The sequence below is a fragment of the Serratia sp. CY84636 genome, assembly GCF_052166245.1.
Taxonomy (GTDB): Bacteria; Pseudomonadota; Gammaproteobacteria; order Enterobacterales; family Enterobacteriaceae; genus Serratia; species Serratia nevei.
This window is the reverse complement of the sequence record NZ_JBJNOX010000009.1, coordinates 28430-44828: the sequence shown is the minus strand read 5'-3', so window position 1 is coordinate 44828 and position 16399 is coordinate 28430. Positions and strand designations below refer to the sequence as shown.

Annotated in this window: 16 protein-coding genes; 12 read left to right on the top strand and 4 right to left on the bottom strand. The window is 61.8% G+C overall.

Annotated elements, in window-relative coordinates:
• Positions 1 to 236 precede the first annotated feature (236 nt).
• Positions 237 to 893 carry a ribose-5-phosphate isomerase RpiA gene (gene rpiA / locus ACJ8QI_RS20475; RefSeq protein WP_442533000.1) on the bottom strand — a complete coding sequence of 219 codons (657 nt, stop codon included), beginning with the start codon at positions 891 to 893 and terminating at the stop codon, positions 237 to 239.
• Between the two features lie 203 nt (positions 894 to 1096).
• On the opposite strand from rpiA, the gene ACJ8QI_RS20470 reads away from it, so the two are divergent.
• Entirely contained in the window at positions 1097 to 1990 is an 894-nt protein-coding gene (locus ACJ8QI_RS20470) for a LysR family transcriptional regulator ArgP (RefSeq protein WP_004931613.1), read from the top strand.
• A gap of 48 nt (positions 1991 to 2038) precedes the next feature.
• Here ACJ8QI_RS20470 and ACJ8QI_RS20465 read toward each other — a convergent pair whose 3' ends face one another.
• From ACJ8QI_RS20465 to ACJ8QI_RS20455, 3 genes are all read right to left on the bottom strand, one after another.
• On the bottom strand, positions 2039 to 2770 hold the full coding sequence (locus ACJ8QI_RS20465) for an oxidative stress defense protein (RefSeq protein WP_025160209.1): 732 nt from the start codon (positions 2768 to 2770) through the stop codon (positions 2039 to 2041).
• A gap of 121 nt (positions 2771 to 2891) precedes the next feature.
• Entirely contained in the window at positions 2892 to 3509 is a 618-nt protein-coding gene (argO, locus tag ACJ8QI_RS20460) for an arginine exporter ArgO (protein WP_004931603.1), read from the bottom strand.
• A 124-nt stretch (positions 3510 to 3633) separates the two neighbouring features.
• On the bottom strand, positions 3634 to 4452 hold the full coding sequence (locus ACJ8QI_RS20455) for an IclR family transcriptional regulator (RefSeq protein WP_049199270.1): 819 nt from the start codon (positions 4450 to 4452) through the stop codon (positions 3634 to 3636).
• A gap of 374 nt (positions 4453 to 4826) precedes the next feature.
• Between ACJ8QI_RS20455 and ACJ8QI_RS20450 the strand changes: the two genes are divergently transcribed.
• The 11 genes from ACJ8QI_RS20450 (at position 4827) to araD (ending at position 16286) form a co-directional block, all read left to right on the top strand.
• A complete protein-coding gene (locus ACJ8QI_RS20450) occupies positions 4827 to 6380 on the top strand; it encodes a sugar ABC transporter ATP-binding protein (RefSeq protein WP_060441300.1) in 1554 nt (517 codons plus the stop codon).
• Complete coding sequence (locus ACJ8QI_RS20445; RefSeq protein WP_016930014.1) at positions 6373 to 7455, top strand: ABC transporter permease; 1083 nt, start codon at positions 6373 to 6375, stop codon at positions 7453 to 7455. The genes ACJ8QI_RS20450 and ACJ8QI_RS20445 overlap by 8 nt, the downstream gene beginning before the upstream one ends.
• Before the next feature lie 14 nt (positions 7456 to 7469).
• Positions 7470 to 8570: an ABC transporter substrate-binding protein gene (locus tag ACJ8QI_RS20440; protein WP_442532999.1), complete on the top strand. Its 1101-nt coding sequence runs from the start codon at positions 7470 to 7472 to the stop codon at positions 8568 to 8570.
• The gene (locus tag ACJ8QI_RS20435) at positions 8567 to 9433 is read left to right on the top strand and encodes an SMP-30/gluconolactonase/LRE family protein (protein WP_442532998.1); all 867 of its coding nucleotides are present in this window, start codon (positions 8567 to 8569) and stop codon (positions 9431 to 9433) included. The genes ACJ8QI_RS20440 and ACJ8QI_RS20435 overlap by 4 nt, the downstream gene beginning before the upstream one ends.
• A 256-nt stretch (positions 9434 to 9689) precedes the next feature.
• Positions 9690 to 10688: a 3-dehydro-L-gulonate 2-dehydrogenase gene (yiaK, locus tag ACJ8QI_RS20430; protein ID WP_064290724.1), complete on the top strand. Its 999-nt coding sequence runs from the start codon at positions 9690 to 9692 to the stop codon at positions 10686 to 10688.
• Between the two features lie 13 nt (positions 10689 to 10701).
• Entirely contained in the window at positions 10702 to 11172 is a 471-nt protein-coding gene (locus ACJ8QI_RS20425) for a YhcH/YjgK/YiaL family protein (protein ID WP_100396851.1), read from the top strand.
• Between the two features lie 124 nt (positions 11173 to 11296).
• Positions 11297 to 12592: an MFS transporter gene (locus ACJ8QI_RS20420; RefSeq protein ID WP_064290725.1), complete on the top strand. Its 1296-nt coding sequence runs from the start codon at positions 11297 to 11299 to the stop codon at positions 12590 to 12592.
• Positions 12592 to 14082 (top strand): FGGY-family carbohydrate kinase, encoded by a 1491-nt coding sequence (locus ACJ8QI_RS20415; RefSeq protein WP_442533048.1) that lies wholly within the window; start codon positions 12592 to 12594, stop codon positions 14080 to 14082. Before ACJ8QI_RS20420 ends, ACJ8QI_RS20415 begins: the two co-directional genes overlap by 1 nt.
• Entirely contained in the window at positions 14079 to 14735 is a 657-nt protein-coding gene (gene ulaD, locus ACJ8QI_RS20410) for a 3-keto-L-gulonate-6-phosphate decarboxylase UlaD (protein ID WP_060422776.1), read from the top strand. The genes ACJ8QI_RS20415 and ulaD overlap by 4 nt, the downstream gene beginning before the upstream one ends.
• Before the next feature lies 1 nt (position 14736).
• On the top strand, positions 14737 to 15597 hold the full coding sequence (locus ACJ8QI_RS20405) for an L-ribulose-5-phosphate 3-epimerase (protein ID WP_060441293.1): 861 nt from the start codon (positions 14737 to 14739) through the stop codon (positions 15595 to 15597).
• Positions 15591 to 16286 carry an L-ribulose-5-phosphate 4-epimerase gene (araD, locus tag ACJ8QI_RS20400; protein ID WP_089186440.1) on the top strand — a complete coding sequence of 232 codons (696 nt, stop codon included), beginning with the start codon at positions 15591 to 15593 and terminating at the stop codon, positions 16284 to 16286. The genes ACJ8QI_RS20405 and araD overlap by 7 nt, the downstream gene beginning before the upstream one ends.
• The last annotated feature ends 113 nt before the right edge of the window (positions 16287 to 16399 follow it).

The following is a 16399-nucleotide window of genomic DNA, read 5'->3' as shown; positions in this document are numbered from 1 at the left end:
AACATAACAAAAATAACGCGGGCGGCAATACAAACGATTGCCTGCCCGGCAGGACAAGGCGCAGCGTTGATGGCGGTTTACGGCAGAAAATGCCATAGGGAAAGTTTTCGGCAGAAGCTTTGGGGAGTCAGGTTTCACAATGTGACATAAGTCACCAAATTTGCCGTTTTTCAGAAAAGATATTTTAACCGAAGAATTATGCGGCCCGGCGCTACCGGGCCACAGACGGCGGAGGCTTATTTGACCACTTTCACGCCTTCCGGGGTGCCGACCAGCGCCACGTCCGCGCCGCGGTTGGCGAACAGCCCCACGGTCACCACGCCGGCGATGCCGTTGATCTTGTTCTCCAGCGCGATGGCGTCGGTGATGCTCAGGTTATGCACATCGAGGATCACGTTGCCGTTGTCGGTCACCACGTTCTGACGATACTCCGGCAGGCCACCGAGTTTCACCAGCTCACGCGCCACGTAAGAGCGGGCCATCGGGATCACTTCCACCGGCAGCGGGAACTTGCCCAGCACGTCCACCTGCTTGCTGGCGTCGACGATGCAGATGAATTTCTTGGCGATGGCGGCGATGATCTTCTCGCGCGTCAGCGCAGCGCCGCCGCCCTTGATCATCTGCATATGACCATTGATTTCGTCCGCGCCGTCCACGTAGATATCGAGCGAGTCCACTTCATTGCTGTCGAATACGTGGATGCCGAGGCTTTTCAGCTTGGCGGTGGAGGCGTCGGAGCTGGACACCGCGCCTTCAATCTGGTGCTTGATGGAGCCCAGCGCGTCAATAAAGTGGGAAGCGGTCGAGCCGGTGCCAACCCCGACAATGGTGCCCGGCGTTACGTATTCCAGCGCCGCCCAGCCTACCGCTTTTTTCAGTTCGTCCTGCGTCATAATATGTCCCTTGCCTCTGTACGAAAACGTGTGCGTATTATAGGGTAAAACGCTGTTTTTCACGCCGGCAGGATCACACTTATTTACCGCAGCCCGCATTTTTACCCGCTTGGCGGCGAGGTGGGGGCGTGATTTTCCACCTGCGCCGTGCGCAAAATGTGGCATAGTGCCGGTATCATTCTAATTTAAGGGATATCTTTCCGATGAAACGCCCAGACTATCGTACGCTGCAAGCGCTGGACGCGGTGATCCGTGAGCGCGGCTTCGAGCGCGCCGCTCAAAAACTCTGTATCACGCAATCGGCAGTATCCCAACGCATCAAACAGCTGGAAAACCTGTTCGGCCAACCGCTGCTGGTCCGCACCGTGCCGCCGCGCCCGACCGAACAAGGGCAAAAGCTGCTCGCGCTGCTGCATCAGGTGGAGTTGCTGGAAGAAGAGTGGCTGGGCAACGACACCGGCGTCGATACGCCGCTGCTGCTGTCGCTGGCGGTCAACGCCGACAGTCTGGCAACCTGGCTGCTGCCGGCGCTGAAGCCGGTGCTGGCGGACTCCCCCATTCGCCTGAATCTGCAGGTGGAAGATGAAACCCGCACCCAGGAGCGGCTGCGCCGCGGTGAGGTGGTGGGCGCAGTGAGTATTCAGCCGCAGCCGCTGCCGAGCTGCCTGGTGGATCGGCTGGGGGCGCTGGACTACCTGTTCGTGGCCTCCAGCGGCTTCGCCGAGCGCTACTTCCCGAACGGCGTCACCCGCTCCGCGCTGCTGAAAGCGCCGGCGGTGGCCTTCGATCATCTCGACGACATGCACCAGGCGTTCCTGCAGCAGAACTTCGATCTGTCGCCGGGCAGCGTGCCCTGCCACATCGTGAACTCGTCGGAAGCCTTCGTGCAGCTGGCACGCCAGGGCACAACCTGCTGTATGATCCCTCACCTGCAGATCGAAAAGGAGCTAGCATCCGGTGAACTGATCGATCTGACGCCGGGGCTGTACCAGCGCCGCATGCTGTACTGGCACCGCTTCGCGCCGGAAAGCCGCATGATGCGCAAAGTGACCGACGCGCTGCTGGAACACGGCCACCAGGTGCTGCGCCAGGATTAAAACGAAAAAAGGTTCGCCGCAGCGAACCTTTTCTTCAATACGAACACCTTACTGCGCGGCGTTGCGCTGCAGCTCGAACACCACATCCACCTGATCGTCGAAGTGAATGCTTTGCTGCTCATAGGTTTGCGCCGCGTCGCTTTCCGCCGCCGCACCGGCCGCCTTATACATCCGCGCCACCGGCATCGGCTGGTAGTTGGCAACCCGGTAGCGAATGCTGTACACCGGCCCCAGCTTGGCGTGGAAGCCTTTGGCCAGGGATTCGGCCTGCTGAGTTGCGTTCTCGATCGCTTTTTGCCGCGCCTGCTCGCGGTACACGTCCGGCTTGGCGACGCCCAGCTCCACTGCGCGGATCTCGTTCAGGCCGGATTTCAGCGCGCCGTCCAGCAGCTCGTTCAGCTTGTCCAACTGACGCAGGGTCACCTGCACCTGGCGCACCGCCCGGTAGCCCTTCAGCACCGACTCGCCGGTTTTCAGGTAGTCATATTCCGGCTGGGTGCGCAGATTGGCGGCGCTGATGTCTTTCTTCTCGATGTTATTTTTCTGCAGGAAATCAAAGTACTGCGCCACGCGCTCATCCACCTGCTTCTTCGCCTGGGCGGCGTCTTTGGAGGAAACGCTCACTTCGATCGCCAGGGTGGCGATATCCGGCGTGGCGTCCACGCTGGCGGTGCCGGAGGTGACGACATGCGGCCCTTCAGGCACTTCAGCCGCCTGCAGCGCCATCGGTAACGTCCCTAATCCGACCATTGCGGCCATAGCCAATGCTTTTAGCTTCACAGTGTCTCCTTAATGACAGGCTGTCTCTGATCGCCGGCTTTTCCCTGTGAGAACCGCCGGATTCCTGGCACCAAACGTAGCATATCGCGCGGCGTTTTGAATTCGGATTAGTGACAAATTCTTATAAATTTGCCCCCTGCCAGGCCAGCTGCAGCGCGATGCCCCACATCACCAGCCCGACCAGCGCGTTGATGATGCGCTGCGCCCGCTGCGTGTTCAGCCACGGCGCCAACCAGGAGGCCAGCAGCGCCAGCCCGAAGAACCACACCGCCGACGCGCTGACCGCCCCGAGCGCGAACCAGGAGCGCACGTCCGCCGTCAGCTGCCCGCCCAAACTGCCGAGCACCACAAAGGTATCCAGATAAACGTGCGGGTTCAGCCAGGTGACCGCCAGCATGGTGACCACGATGCGCCAGCGACTCTGCGCCAGCTCCTGCGCCGCGGCCTGCGCCGGTTGCGGGCTGAAGGCGGAACGGAACGCGCCCCACCCGTACCACAGCAGAAACGCCACCCCGCCCCAGGTGACCAGCGCCAGCAGCAGCGGCGAACGGGTCAGCAAGGCACTGCCGCCGAAAATACCGGCGCAGATCAGTACGATATCGCTCAATGCGCACAGCGAAGCAATCATCAAATGATACTGGCGGCGAATGCCCTGATTCATCACGAATACGTTCTGCGGGCCCAGCGGCAGGATCATGGCGGCGCTCAGGGCAAAGCCCTGCAGGAAGACGGCTAACATGGGGATTCCTCGAATGATAAAAGGCGCCGGACGAGGGCGCGTGTCGGTCAACACGCGCATCATACGAGGAAGCGATCATTAGGTGAAATTGATGTTTCTAATCCAGTATCAGAGACGCTAATACTCAAATCGGCGTGACGAAACCCAGCTCCTGCGAGATGCGTTGCGCGGTGGCCAGCACCGGTTTAATCAGGCTTTTGACGCCGATCTGCTGCAGTTTGGCGGTCGGCAGAGAAACCGACACCGCATAAGGCACACGCTGTTGAATATCGAACACCGGCGCCGCCACGCAGGAGACCCCCAGCTCGTTTTCTTCGCGATCCATCGCCATGCCGCGCTGGCGAATATCGGCCAACTCCTCATGCATCTTCGGCAGCTCGGTGATGGTATTGCGCGTCAGCGTCTGAATCTCCTGCTGGTGAGTCTGCCAGTAGTGGGCCGGGTAATCGTCGTTGCCGTAGGCCATGAAGATTTTCCCCATCGCCGAACAGTACAGCGGCATATGCTGGCCGATATAGGCGCGGGTGCGCATCATGCCGGTGGTCGGCTCCAGCTTGTAGATCAGGATGACGTGGTCGTCTTCGCGGCTGGAGAAGTTGACCGTCTCCCCCACTTCCAGGTTCAGCTGTTCCAAATGCGGCGCGGCCACGTGAATGATATTGAGTGACGACAGCGCCTTCTGGCCGATGGAAATGAACTTGGTGGTCAGGCGGTAGCTGCCTGGCGACGGCGCCTGGGTCACATAGCCGCTGGTGTGTAACCCCTGAAGCAAGCGGTGCACCGTGCTCTTGTTCATACCGGCCAGCTCGGACAGATGCGCCAGCGGACATCCGTTGGGGAAATTGCTCAGGATCTCAATCAACTGCAAACCGCGGAACAGGCTTTGGCTGCCCAGCGGTTTGTCTTTCTTGTCATCTTTCTCGTCGACGGCTTTCAGGCTCATAGCGAAAATCTCTCCAGTGTCGAACCGCCAACCGGCGCTGCGGCGAAGTCAGCAGGCTCTTTGCCGGGCATGTTACCCCAAGGCCTGCATCAGGTGAAGACGGAACGCCGTTTCATTGTCCGCAGCGGGCCAAAAATCCGCAATATTTCCCCCTCATTGAAGTGAGCCATCGGTCACACTTCCGCAAAGTAAAAAATAACTCATTGTTTAATATAAACAATTAAAACCTCATCGCCTTTGATTTAGCGCAACGAACGTCATATTATTTTTGAAATTGAATTTCGCATGTTGAAATTTAAAGACCAGATACTCACCAGCGGTTTAGCTGATTTGCCCGGCATCTTCGCACGGGCGCAACACCAGGGGCGCATCACATGACTATCGATAATGCGGCACAACCCATCCTTACCCTCAGCCACATCGTCAAACGATTTGGCGGCAACGTGGCGGTCAACGACGTCAGCCTGCAGGTGATGCCGGGCGAGGTTCTGGCGCTGCTGGGCGAAAACGGCGCCGGCAAATCGACGCTGATCAAAGTGCTGGCGGGCGTCTACCCGCGCGACGGCGGCGATATTCGTTTTCAGGGCGCAAGCATCACCTCCGCCGCCGCGATAAAAAGCGCCAGCCGCCAGCCGATCGCCTTTATTCATCAGGATCTCGGCCTGATTGAATGGATGACGGTGGCGGAGAACATGGCGCTGGTGATGGGGTTTCCCCGCCGCTTTGGGTTGATCGACTGGCGCGCCATTCGCCGCCGGGCGGCGCAGGCGCTGCAAGACGTCGGCATCGCGCTCGATCCCGATGCGCGCGTCTTCGAACTCTCGCGCACCGAAAAATCGCTGCTGGCGATCGCCCGCGCGGTGGCGGTCAATGCCGAGCTGCTGGTGCTGGATGAACCGACCGCCTCCCTGCCCGCCAACGACGTGCGTCATCTGTTCGCCGTGATCAACCGGCTGCGCGCCAAAAAGGTCGGCATGATTTACGTCACCCACCGCCTGGACGAAGTGATCGAAATCGCCGATCGGGTCTGCGTAATGCGCGACGGGCGCTATGTCGCCGGCGGCCGTACCGCCGACTACTCGCTGCGCGATCTGGTGCAAACCATCGTCGGCGAAGCGATGGCGGACGATCAGCGCGAACCGCTGCCGGAACATCGTCCGCCGGTGCTGCAGCTCGATAGCGTCACGGTGGGTGACATCGGCCCGGTGAGCTTCGATTTGCAGCCGGGCGAGATGCTGGCGCTGGCCGGCCTGCGCGGTGCCGGGCAAGAAGAGATTGGCCGGCTGCTGTTCGGGTTGCGCCAGGCCGACGGCGGCGCGATTCGGTTTCGCGATCGGCCCTATCAGGCGAGCTCCCCACGGCAGGCGATGGCCTGCGGCGTTTCGCTGGTCGCGGGCGATCGCACCGGCGAAAGCCTGGTGATGTCGATGAGCGTGCGTGAAAACCTGTTTATCAACCCCTGCGCCAGCGGCCACCGGCTGCTCTCCCGCTATGGGCGGCGAGCGGAGATCGGCGCCAGTTGGTGGAAAGTGCAGCTGTTCGACGTGCGCCCCAAGGACGTCAATATCGATATCAGCGCGCTGTCCGGCGGCAACCAGCAAAAGGTGGTGATGGCGCGCTGGATGCATCTGGGGGCGCCGCTGCTGATCCTCGAAGATCCCACCGCCGGCGTGGACGTCGGCGCGCGAGCGGAAATCTACCACCTGCTGAATAAATCCCTGGCGGAAGGCGTGGCGGTGCTGGTGATCTCCAACGATTTCGAGGAGATCGCCCATATTTGCAACCGCGCACTGGTATTCAACCGCGGGAAAGTGGTCGGCGAGCTGAAAAATCAGCAGGTGTCATTCGCCAATTTATTGGAGCTGGCCTCTGCCAGCACCGGGGAAAGCGTCGCAATCACGTCAGAATCCGAGGTAGGCCATGTCTAAAACATCCGTTAAATCAACCGCGTTGGAGCAGCGCGTCAGTCTGGCGCAGGACGGCGCCGGTCCGTGGCTGATGCAGGTCCTCACCCGCTATGGCCTGCTGCTGCTGTGCATCGCGCTGGTCGTGCTCTTCTCACTGCTCACCCCCTCCTTCGCATCGATGCTGACGCTGCAGGCTATCTTGTCGAGCAAGGCCAAAATCGCCCTGTTGGCGCTGGCGGCGACCATCCCGATGATCGTAGGCAAGATCGATCTTAACGTCGGTTTCGGCATTGTGCTGTGGCACATTCTGGCGATCACGCTGCAGGTGGAATACGGCTTCTCCTGGCAGATGGCGGTGCTGACGGTGCTGGCGATCTCGGCGCTGTACGGGTTGCTGAACGGCATTCTGGTGGCGCTGGCCGATATCGACAGCTTCGTCGCCACCCTCGGCTCCGGCACCGTACTGTACGCCATTGCCCTGTGGCACTCCGGCGGGCGGCAGATCGTCGGCGACTTGCCGGATGCCTTCATCGCACTGCACCACACCGAAATCGCCGGCATTCCGATCGTGGCGTTTTACGTGCTGATCGTCGCGGTGGTGCTGTGGCTCATCACTGAACACACCCCGCTCGGCCGCTGCATGTATGCGGTGGGCGGCAACCCGGCGGCGGCGCGCCTGAACGGCATCTCGGTCAACCGCTTTACCATCGGCGCCTTCATCGCCTCCAGCGTGCTCACCGGTTTCAGCGGCGTGTTGATCGCCGCCGAACAGGGCGTCGGCCAGGCCAGCGTCGGCATGGACTATCTGCTGCCGGCGCTGGTCGGCGCCTTCCTCGGCAGCACCACCATTCGCCCAGGGCGCGTCAACGTCTGGGGCACCGTGGTCGGCATCGCCATTCTGGCTATCGGCATCGCCGGCATTCAGCAGTTCGGCGGCGAATTCTGGGTTGAACCGCTGTTCAACGGCGCGACGCTGCTGCTGTCGATCACCCTGGCCGGCTATGCCCAACGCCGTCGGCTGCTCAATCAGAAAGCGGTACAACGCAGCCAGGCGACGCCGGCTGACAACAACAATCAGACAGCGACCCACCCTTAAACCAGGAGCACACCATGAAACGCATTTGGCTGTTACCGGGGTTCACCACATTCTGGCTCGCCGCATCGCCGGCCTGGGCCGACGCCTATCTCGATCAGGCCACCGCCGCCGTCGCGAAGGCCACCGCCAGCGCCACCCAGTGGGACGGCCCCACCAGCGGCCCGCAGTTGCAGGCCAACAAGAAGATCATTTTTATCGCCTCCGACATGAAGAACGGCGGCGTACAAGGGGTGCAACAGGGGTTGAGCGAAGCGGCGAAAGCCGCCGGCTGGAAGCTGGAAACGCTCGACGGCGGCGGCTCGGTGAAAGATCAGCTGGCATCGCTCAATCAGGCCATTGCCCAGAAACCGGACGGCATCGTGATCGGCGGCTGGAACCCTAACGTCGCCAAAATCCCGCTGAAAAAAGCCGTACAGCAGGGCATCGTGCTGACCGCCTGGCATGCGGTGCCGGAACCGGGCCCCATCGCCAAATACAACGTGTTCTATAACGTCACGTCGGATTCCAACGAAGTGGCGCGCATCGCCGCGCAATACGCGGTGGTACAGTCCGGCGGCAAGGCGAGCGTGTTGATCTTCACCGACTCGCTGTACCAAATCGCCTTGGACAAGGCCAACGTCATGAAAGAAGAGATCGCCAAATGCAGCGGCTGTACGCTGCTGGAATTCATCGACACGCCGCTGGCCGATACCGCCAACCGCATGCCGGCGATGACCTTCAGCCTGCTGCAGAAGTACGGCGACAAATTCCAATATGCGCTGGCGATCAACGATCTGTACTTCGACTTTATGGCGCCGGCGCTGAAAACCGCCGGCAAAGGCGGCAAGAACGCGCCTTACAACGTGTCGGCCGGCGACGGCTCAATCTCCGCTTACCAGCGTATCCGCTCGGGCGACAGCCAGTCGGCGACGGTGCCGGAGCCCTTGAAGCTGCACGGTTGGCAACTGCTGGACGAATTCAACCGCGCCTTCGCCAAGCAGCCGCCTTCCGGCTACGTCACCCCAGCGCATCTGGTGACCCGCGACAATATCGCCGCCGACGGCGGCGCCAATAACCTGTATGACCCGCAAAACGATTACCAGGGCCACTACAAAGCGATCTGGGGCGTGAAGTGAACGGCGATTCATTGCACGCACACGCCCGGCTCGAGCGCCTGTGTTCGCCGGCGATCTGGGCCGAGGGGCCGGTCTGGCTGCCGCAGGAGGATGCGGTGGTGTTCAGCGACGTGAAAGGCAATCGCATGTTCCGCTGGTCGCGCCGGGGTGAGCTGACCCTATACCGCTCGCCGTCGCACTACGCCAACGGCAATGCGTGCGACGGCGAAGGGCGCGTGGTCAGCTGTGAACACGGGCGGCGCGGCATCAGCCGCACCGAAAGCAATGGCGAGGTGCGCCTGTTGATCGATCGCGTCGACGGCAAGCGCTTTAACTCGCCGAACGACGTGGCGGTGCGTTCCGACGGCACCCTGTGGTTCACCGATCCGCCCTACGGCATCATCGGCGACGAAGAGGGCTACAAATCAGAAAGCCAGGTAATCGGCTGCTATCTCTACAGCTTCGATCCGCGCGACGGTTCGCTGACTATCGCCGCCTGCGACCTGCAGCGCCCAAACGGCCTGGCGTTTTCACCGGATGAAAAATGGCTGTACGTCGCGGACATGTCGATCGTGGATTTTCCGACGCTGGGCCGCCGCGAGCTGCGCGTCTATGCGGTCAACGGCCGCGAGCTGGAAGCCGGCCGCCGTTTTGCAACGGTGGGGCCCGGTTTCCCGGACGGCTTCTGCGTCGATCGAGCCGGCAATCTGTTTTGCAGCTGTGCCGACGGCGTGCTGGTCTTTGATCCACAGGGGCGACAGATCGACAAAATCAGCGTGCCGGAACGCGTCTCCAATTGTACCTTCGGCGGCCCGAACGGCGATGAACTCTATATCACCGCCACCACCTCGCTCTACCGCATGGTGCTGAACACCCGCGGTTAGCCGGGATCTCGCAAGACGCAGGGTGGGTTTCGATCCGCCCTGCTTTGTCACGTCTGAAGCACGCCATCTCCACCAAAATGTGGCGACGATCACAAAATCACCACTCAATTTTAACGTCATGTTTTTCATGAATAATTTTACTCCCCCTTGCTTTGACTTCCCTGAATCGCCGGGATAGCATTTATTTGAAATGCAATTTCGTATATTGAAATTTAGCGAACCAAAAACAGGCGATTCGCACAGGTGGAGATCCGGCATGAGAGTGAGTTACAGCGAGTTAAAACACCAATTCAAACGCGTGCTGCTGGCGCGCGGCGTGGCGGAGCACACCGCCGATGACTGCGCCGGCATGTTCGCCGACACCACCGCCAGCGGCGTTTATTCCCACGGCGTTAACCGCTTTCCGCGCTTTATTCAGCAGCTGGACGCCGGTGATATCGTGCCGGACGCCGAACCCAGCAAACTGTTGTCTCTGGGGGCGATCGAGCAATGGGATGCGCACCAGGGCATCGGCAACCTTACCGCCCGCCGCATGATGGATCGCGCCATGCAGTTGGCCGACGATCATGGCATCGGCCTGGTGGCGCTGCGCAACGCCAACCACTGGATGCGCGGCGGCGGCTACGGCTGGCAGGCGGCGGAGAAAGGCTATATCGGCATTTGCTGGACCAACTCGATCGCCGTGATGCCGCCGTGGGGCGCCAAAACGTGCCGTATCGGCACCAACCCGCTGATCGTCGCCGTGCCCGGCAACCCGATCACCATGGTGGACATGTCGATGTCGATGTTTTCCTACGGCGCGCTGGAGCTGAACCGGCTGGCGGGCAAAACCCTGCCGGTGGACGGCGGCTTCGACAACGACGGCCACCTGACCCGCGATCCGGCCACCATCGAGGAGAATCGGCGCATTTTGCCGATGGGGTATTGGAAAGGATCGGCGCTGTCGATCGTGCTGGACATGATCGCCACCCTGCTATCCGGCGGCGCCTCGGTGGCGGAAGTGACGGAAGATCACCGCGACGAATACGGCGTCTCGCAGGTGTTCATCGCGATTGAGATAGACCGGTTGATCGACGGCGACAGCCGCGATCAAAAACTGCAGCGCATCATGGATTACGTCACCAGCGCCGAGCGGGACAACCCCGACGTCGCCATTCGCCTGCCGGGCCACAAGTTCCCGCGCATTCTGGAAGAAAACCTGCGCGACGGCATTCCGGTCGACGAGCGGGTTTGGGCGCGCATTCAGGCGCTGTAACGGGAGGATCATCATGATATTCGGCCACATCGCCAACACCGCGCCCGAGCAGTACCCGGCGCCGGTCGCCAACGCCGTCGCCTATCTGCAGCGCACCGATTTCAGCGTCTTGCCCGCAGGGCGCTATGAAGATCCCGCCACCGGCTACGTGGTGCAAGTGCTGGATCTGCATACCCAACCGCCGGATGCGCTGCGCCCGGAAGTACACCGGCAAAACGTCGACGTGCAGTTTCTGGTCAGCGGTACCGAGCTTATCGGCGTAGCGGCGGACAACGGCGACAACGTCATTCATCAGGAGCTGCTGGCACAGCGCGACATCCTGTTTTATCAGAACGTGACCGACGAATCCTGGCTCACGATGCGGCCCGGCAACTTCGCGGTATTTTTTCCGCAGGACGTGCATCGCCCGGCCTGCATTAACCAACGCCCCTGCGCGATACGCAAGGTGGTGGTGAAGATACCGCTGGCGTCGTTTAGCGCCTGATAGACGCAACACCCGTAACGATAACAACACCGGTCCATGAGGCCTGTGCGGGCGCCCTTGCGCCCAAATCAAGCAAAACAATAACGCCCGACCCTACAAAAAGCGAACATCGAAAGAGGTCCTTATGAATACAGCCTCCGTTTCCGTCAGCCAAAGCCAGGCGATACCCAAGCTCCGCTGGCTGAGGATCGTGCCGCCGATCCTCATTACCTGCATCATTTCTTACATGGACCGGGTCAACATCGCCTTCGCCATGCCCGGTGGCATGGATGACGAACTCGGCATCACCGCCTCGATGGCCGGGCTGGCCGGCGGCATCTTCTTCATCGGTTACCTGTTTCTGCAGGTGCCCGGCGGCAAGCTGGCGGTATACGGCAACGGCAAGAAATTCATCGGCTGGTCACTGTTGGCCTGGGCGGTGATCTCGGTACTGACCGGCCTGGTCACCAACCAGTACCAGCTGCTGTTCCTGCGCTTCGCCCTCGGCGTTTCCGAAGGCGGCATGCTGCCGGTGGTGCTGACCATGATCAGCAACTGGTTCCCGGATAAGGAGCGCGGCCGCGCCAACGCCATCGTCATCATGTTCGTACCGATCGCCGGCATTCTCACCGCCCCGCTGTCGGGTTGGATCATCACCGCCTGGGACTGGCGCATGCTGTTCCTGGTGGAGGGCGCTCTGTCGCTGGTAGTCATGGCGCTGTGGTATTTCACCATCAGCAACCGGCCCCAAGAGGCCAAATGGATCTCGCAGGCGGAAAAAGAGTATCTGGTGAAGACCCTGCACGACGAACAGCTGCTGATCAAAGGAAAAACGGTGCGCAACGCCTCGCTGCGCCGGGTACTGGGCGACCGGATCATGTGGCAGCTGATCCTGGTGAATTTCTTCTACCAGACCGGTATCTACGGCTACACCCTGTGGCTGCCGACCATTTTGAAAGGGCTGACCCACGGCGATATGGAGCAAGTGGGCCTGCTGGCTATCTTGCCCTATATCGGCGCCATCTTCGGCATGCTGATCATCTCCACCCTCTCCGATCGCACCGGCAAGCGCAAAGTCTTCGTCGCCCTGCCGTTGGCCTGCTTTGCCACCTGCATGGCGCTGTCGGTGCTGCTGAAGGATCACGTCTGGTGGTCTTACGCTGCGCTGGTCGGCTGCGGCGTGTTTATTCAGGCGGCGGCCGGGGTGTTCTGGACCATCCCGCCCAAATTGTTCAACGCTGAAGTGGCCGGCGGCGCGCGCGGCGTGATCAATGCGCTGGGCAACCTCGGCGGCTTTTGCGGCCCGTATATGGTCGGCGTCCTGATCAGCCTGTTCAGCAAGGATGTCGGCGTCTACAGCCTGGCAGCCTCGTTGGCGATCGCCTCCGTGCTGGCGTTGATGTTGCCCAATAAATGCGACCACAGCGCGAGGAGCGAATGATGGAATATTGGCTGGGGCTCGACTGCGGCGGCACCTTCATCAAGGCGGGTTTATACGACCGCAGGGGCCATGAACACGGCGTTGCGCGGCGCAATCTGGCGATCGTCGCGCCGCAGCCCGGCTGGGCCGAGCGCGATATGGCGTCGCTGTGGCGCACCGCCGCCGACGTGATCCGTGAAGTGCTGTCCGCCAGCGGCGTCGCCGCCGGCGCCATCCAGGCCATCGGCATCTCGGCGCAGGGTAAGGGGGCGTTTCTGCTGGATAAGCAGGGGCAGCCGCTGGGCAACGCCATGCTCTCTTCCGATCAGCGCGCGCTGGCGCTGGTGCAGGAATGGCAACGGCAGGGCGTGCCGCAGGCGCTGTATCCGCAAACGCGCCAAACGCTGTGGACCGGGCACCCGGTCTCGCTGCTGCGCTGGCTGAAGCGGCATCAGCCGGAACGTTACGCCCGCATCGGCAGCGTGCTGATGGCGCACGACTACCTGCGCTATTGCCTGACCGGCGAGCTGGCCTGCGAAGAAACCAATATCTCCGAATCCAACCTGTATCAGATGCGCAGCGGACGCTATGACCCGGCGCTGGCGCAGCTGCTGGGTATCGGCGACATCATGCCCGCCCTGCCGACGATTGTCGGTTCGGCCGAGATCGCCGGGCGCGTCACGGCAAACGCCGCGGCCATCACCGGCCTGCAAACCGGCACCCCGGTGGTCGGCGGGGTGTTCGACGTGGTGTCCACCGCGCTGTGCGCCGGCCTGCAGGACGAAACCCGACTCAATGCGGTGATGGGGACCTGGTCGGTCACCAGCGGCATCACCGACGCCATCGTCGAGGGTTTCGATCATCCCTTTGTCTATGGCCGCCACGCCGAAAACGGCCAATACATCGTGCACGAAGCCAGCCCCACTTCCGCCGCCAACCTGGAATGGTTCTGTCACCAATGGGGGCTACAGGACTACGACCAGCTTAACCGCTGGGTCGCCGCCCTGCCGAAAGCCGCCGGCGATCTGCTGTTCGCCCCTTTCCTGTATGGCTCCAACGCCGGCCTGGGGCTGAGCGCCAGCTTCTACGGTCTGCAGGCCTTCCACCAGCGCGAGCACCTGGTGCAGGCGATCTACGAAGGCGTGGTGTTCTGCCACATGACGCACCTTAACCGCATGCGCCGGCGTTTCCCTGAGGCGCAGGCGCTGCGCGTGACCGGCGGCCCCGCCAAATCCCTCCCCTGGATGCAAATGTTCGCCGACGTCAGCGGCCTGCCGGTTGAGCTGCCGCAGGTGGAAGAAACCGGCTGTCTGGGCGCGGCGATGGCGGCCATGGTCGGCAGCGGCGTCTTCAACGATTTCACCGCCGCCCAGCAACGGCTGGCGCCGCGTATCGAGCGGCTGCTGCCAGACGCGGCCGCTGCCGAAGCTTACGACAACAAACACCAACGTTATCAGGCGCTGATTGCTGCATTGCAACATCTGCAGCCCGCCAACAAGGAGGCCCCATGAGCACGAAACCGCGCCTGCAGCTGGCGCTCGATCAAACCCGTTTGGATACGGCGCTGCGCACCGCCGAGACCCTCAGCCCCCATGTGGACATCATCGAGGCCGGTACCATTTTGTGCATCAGCGCCGGCATTCAGGCGGTTAGCGCGCTGCGCGAGCGCTGCCCGCAGCACACGCTGGTGGCCGACCTCAAGGTGGCCGACGCCGGTGCGACGCTGGCCGAGCAGGCCTTCGGCCAGGGCGCGAACTGGATGACCGTGATCTGCGCCGCGCCGTTGGCCACCATGGCCAGCGCGCGGGAGGTCGCCGAGCGTCACGGCGGTGAAATCCAGATCGAACTGTTCGGTCGCTGGACATTGGAGGATGCGCGGCAATGGCGCGGACTCGGCATTCGCCAGGCGATCTATCACCGCGGCCGTGACGCGCAGGCCAGCGGGCAAACCTGGGGCCGGCAGGATTTGGATCGGATGAAGGCGCTGTCCGATCTGGGCATCGAGCTGTCGGTGACCGGCGGCATCACGCCCGCCGACCTGCCGCTGTTTAAAGAGATCGCCGTCACCGCCTTTATCGCCGGCCGCGCGCTGGCCGAGGCCGGCGATCCGCCGGCGGCCGCCAGGCAGTTCCGCACCGCCATCGATGACATCTGGAGATCATGATATGCGTCAGCACCCGTTGGGAATTTACGAGAAAGCGCTGCCGAAACACCTGAGCTGGCCCGAACGCCTGGCGCTGGCCAAGGCTTGCGGCTTCGACTTCGTCGAAATGTCGGTGGACGAAAGCGATGAACGTCTGGCGCGCCTGAGCTGGAGCAAGGCGCAACGCCTGGCGCTGGTGGACGCCATGCTGGAAACCGGCATCCGCATTCCGTCGATGTGCCTCTCCGGCCACCGGCGCTTTCCGTTTGGCAGCCACGATCCGGCGCTGCGACAGCGCGCCTTCGACGTGATGGAACAGGCCATTCAGCTGGCCCAAGAAGTCGGTATCCGCACCATCCAACTGGCCGGCTACGACGTGTATTACGAAGAGCAGGACGAGGGGACGCTGGCGCGCTTTAGCGAAGGCATGCAGTGGGCGGTAGACCGTGCCGCCGCCGCCCAGGTGATGCTGGCGGTGGAAATTATGGATACCGCCTTTATGAACTCGATCGGGAAATGGAAAGCCTGGGACACCCTGTTGGCCTCGCCGTGGTTCACGGTGTATCCGGACGTCGGCAACCTCAGCGCCTGGGGCAACGACGTGCCGCGTGAATTGGAGTTGGGCATCGATCGCATCGCCGCCATTCACCTGAAAGACACCTACCCGGTCACCGCCACTTCGCCGGGGCAATTCCGTGACGTGCCGTTTGGCGAAGGCTGCGTCGACTTCGTCGAGGTGTTTCGCACGCTGCAGCGCCTCAATTACCGCGGCGCATTCCTGATTGAGATGTGGACAGAAAAAGCCGAGGAGCCGGTGGCCGAGATCGTTCAGGCCCGCCGCTGGATCGAACAGAAAATGCAACAAGGGGGCATGACATGCTGACTCAGTTAAAACAACAGGTGCTGGAGGCCAATCTCGATCTGCCGCGCCATAATCTGGTGACCTTTACCTGGGGCAACGTCAGCGCGGTGGATCGCGAACGCGGTCTGGTGGTGATCAAGCCTTCCGGCGTTGAATACGAGCATATGACGGCGGAGGATATGGTGGTGGTCGATCTGGCCAGCGGCCGCACCGTCGAGGGGGCAAAAAAACCGTCGTCGGATACCGCCACCCATCTGGCGCTGTACCGCGAATTTGCCGATATCGGCGGCATCGTCCACACCCATTCGCGCCACGCCACCATCTGGGCGCAGGCCGGGCTGGACATCCCCGCCTGGGGAACCACCCACGCCGACTATTTTTATGGCGCTATCCCCTGCACTCGCCTGATGACCCAGGATGAAATTGAACACGATTACGAACTGGAAACCGGCAACGTGATTATCGAAACCTTCCGCCAGCGCGATATCAATCCCAACGCGATCCCAGCGGTACTGGTCAATGCCCACGGCCCCTTCGCCTGGGGCAAAGATGCCCACAACGCGGTGCATAATGCGGTGGTGCTGGAAGAAATTGCCTACATGGGCATCTTCTCTCGCCAGCTGACGCCGGGCATTCACAGCATGCAGCGCGAGCTGTTGGACAAACACTACCTGCGCAAACACGGCCAAAACGCCTACTACGGGCAGTAGGGCCGCCGGGGCCCCAACAGTTGCACCCGATGCTTTGCCGTATCGGGTGCAACGGGCATGAGGCGCAGTGTAGCGAAAACCGCATTCGCCCACCGGCGAAAAATTCGCTATCA

Excerpts from the sequence above, each read along its gene's own strand:
- rpiA (WP_442533000.1), bottom strand. The coding sequence starts at position 893 with ATGACGCAGGACGAACTGAAAAAAGCGGTAGGCTGGGCGGCGCTGGAA.
- ACJ8QI_RS20470 (WP_004931613.1), top strand. The coding sequence starts at position 1,097 with ATGAAACGCCCAGACTATCGTACGCTGCAAGCGCTGGACGCGGTGATC.
- argO (WP_004931603.1), bottom strand. The coding sequence starts at position 3,509 with ATGTTAGCCGTCTTCCTGCAGGGCTTTGCCCTGAGCGCCGCCATGATC.
- ACJ8QI_RS20455 (WP_049199270.1), bottom strand. The coding sequence starts at position 4,452 with ATGAGCCTGAAAGCCGTCGACGAGAAAGATGACAAGAAAGACAAACCG.
- ACJ8QI_RS20450 (WP_060441300.1), top strand. The coding sequence starts at position 4,827 with ATGACTATCGATAATGCGGCACAACCCATCCTTACCCTCAGCCACATC.
- ACJ8QI_RS20445 (WP_016930014.1), top strand. The coding sequence starts at position 6,373 with ATGTCTAAAACATCCGTTAAATCAACCGCGTTGGAGCAGCGCGTCAGT.
- ACJ8QI_RS20440 (WP_442532999.1), top strand. The coding sequence starts at position 7,470 with ATGAAACGCATTTGGCTGTTACCGGGGTTCACCACATTCTGGCTCGCC.
- yiaK (WP_064290724.1), top strand. The coding sequence starts at position 9,690 with ATGAGAGTGAGTTACAGCGAGTTAAAACACCAATTCAAACGCGTGCTG.
- ACJ8QI_RS20425 (WP_100396851.1), top strand. The coding sequence starts at position 10,702 with ATGATATTCGGCCACATCGCCAACACCGCGCCCGAGCAGTACCCGGCG.
- ACJ8QI_RS20420 (WP_064290725.1), top strand. The coding sequence starts at position 11,297 with ATGAATACAGCCTCCGTTTCCGTCAGCCAAAGCCAGGCGATACCCAAG.
- ACJ8QI_RS20415 (WP_442533048.1), top strand. The coding sequence starts at position 12,592 with ATGGAATATTGGCTGGGGCTCGACTGCGGCGGCACCTTCATCAAGGCG.
- ulaD (WP_060422776.1), top strand. The coding sequence starts at position 14,079 with ATGAGCACGAAACCGCGCCTGCAGCTGGCGCTCGATCAAACCCGTTTG.
- ACJ8QI_RS20405 (WP_060441293.1), top strand. The coding sequence starts at position 14,737 with ATGCGTCAGCACCCGTTGGGAATTTACGAGAAAGCGCTGCCGAAACAC.
- araD (WP_089186440.1), top strand. The coding sequence starts at position 15,591 with ATGCTGACTCAGTTAAAACAACAGGTGCTGGAGGCCAATCTCGATCTG.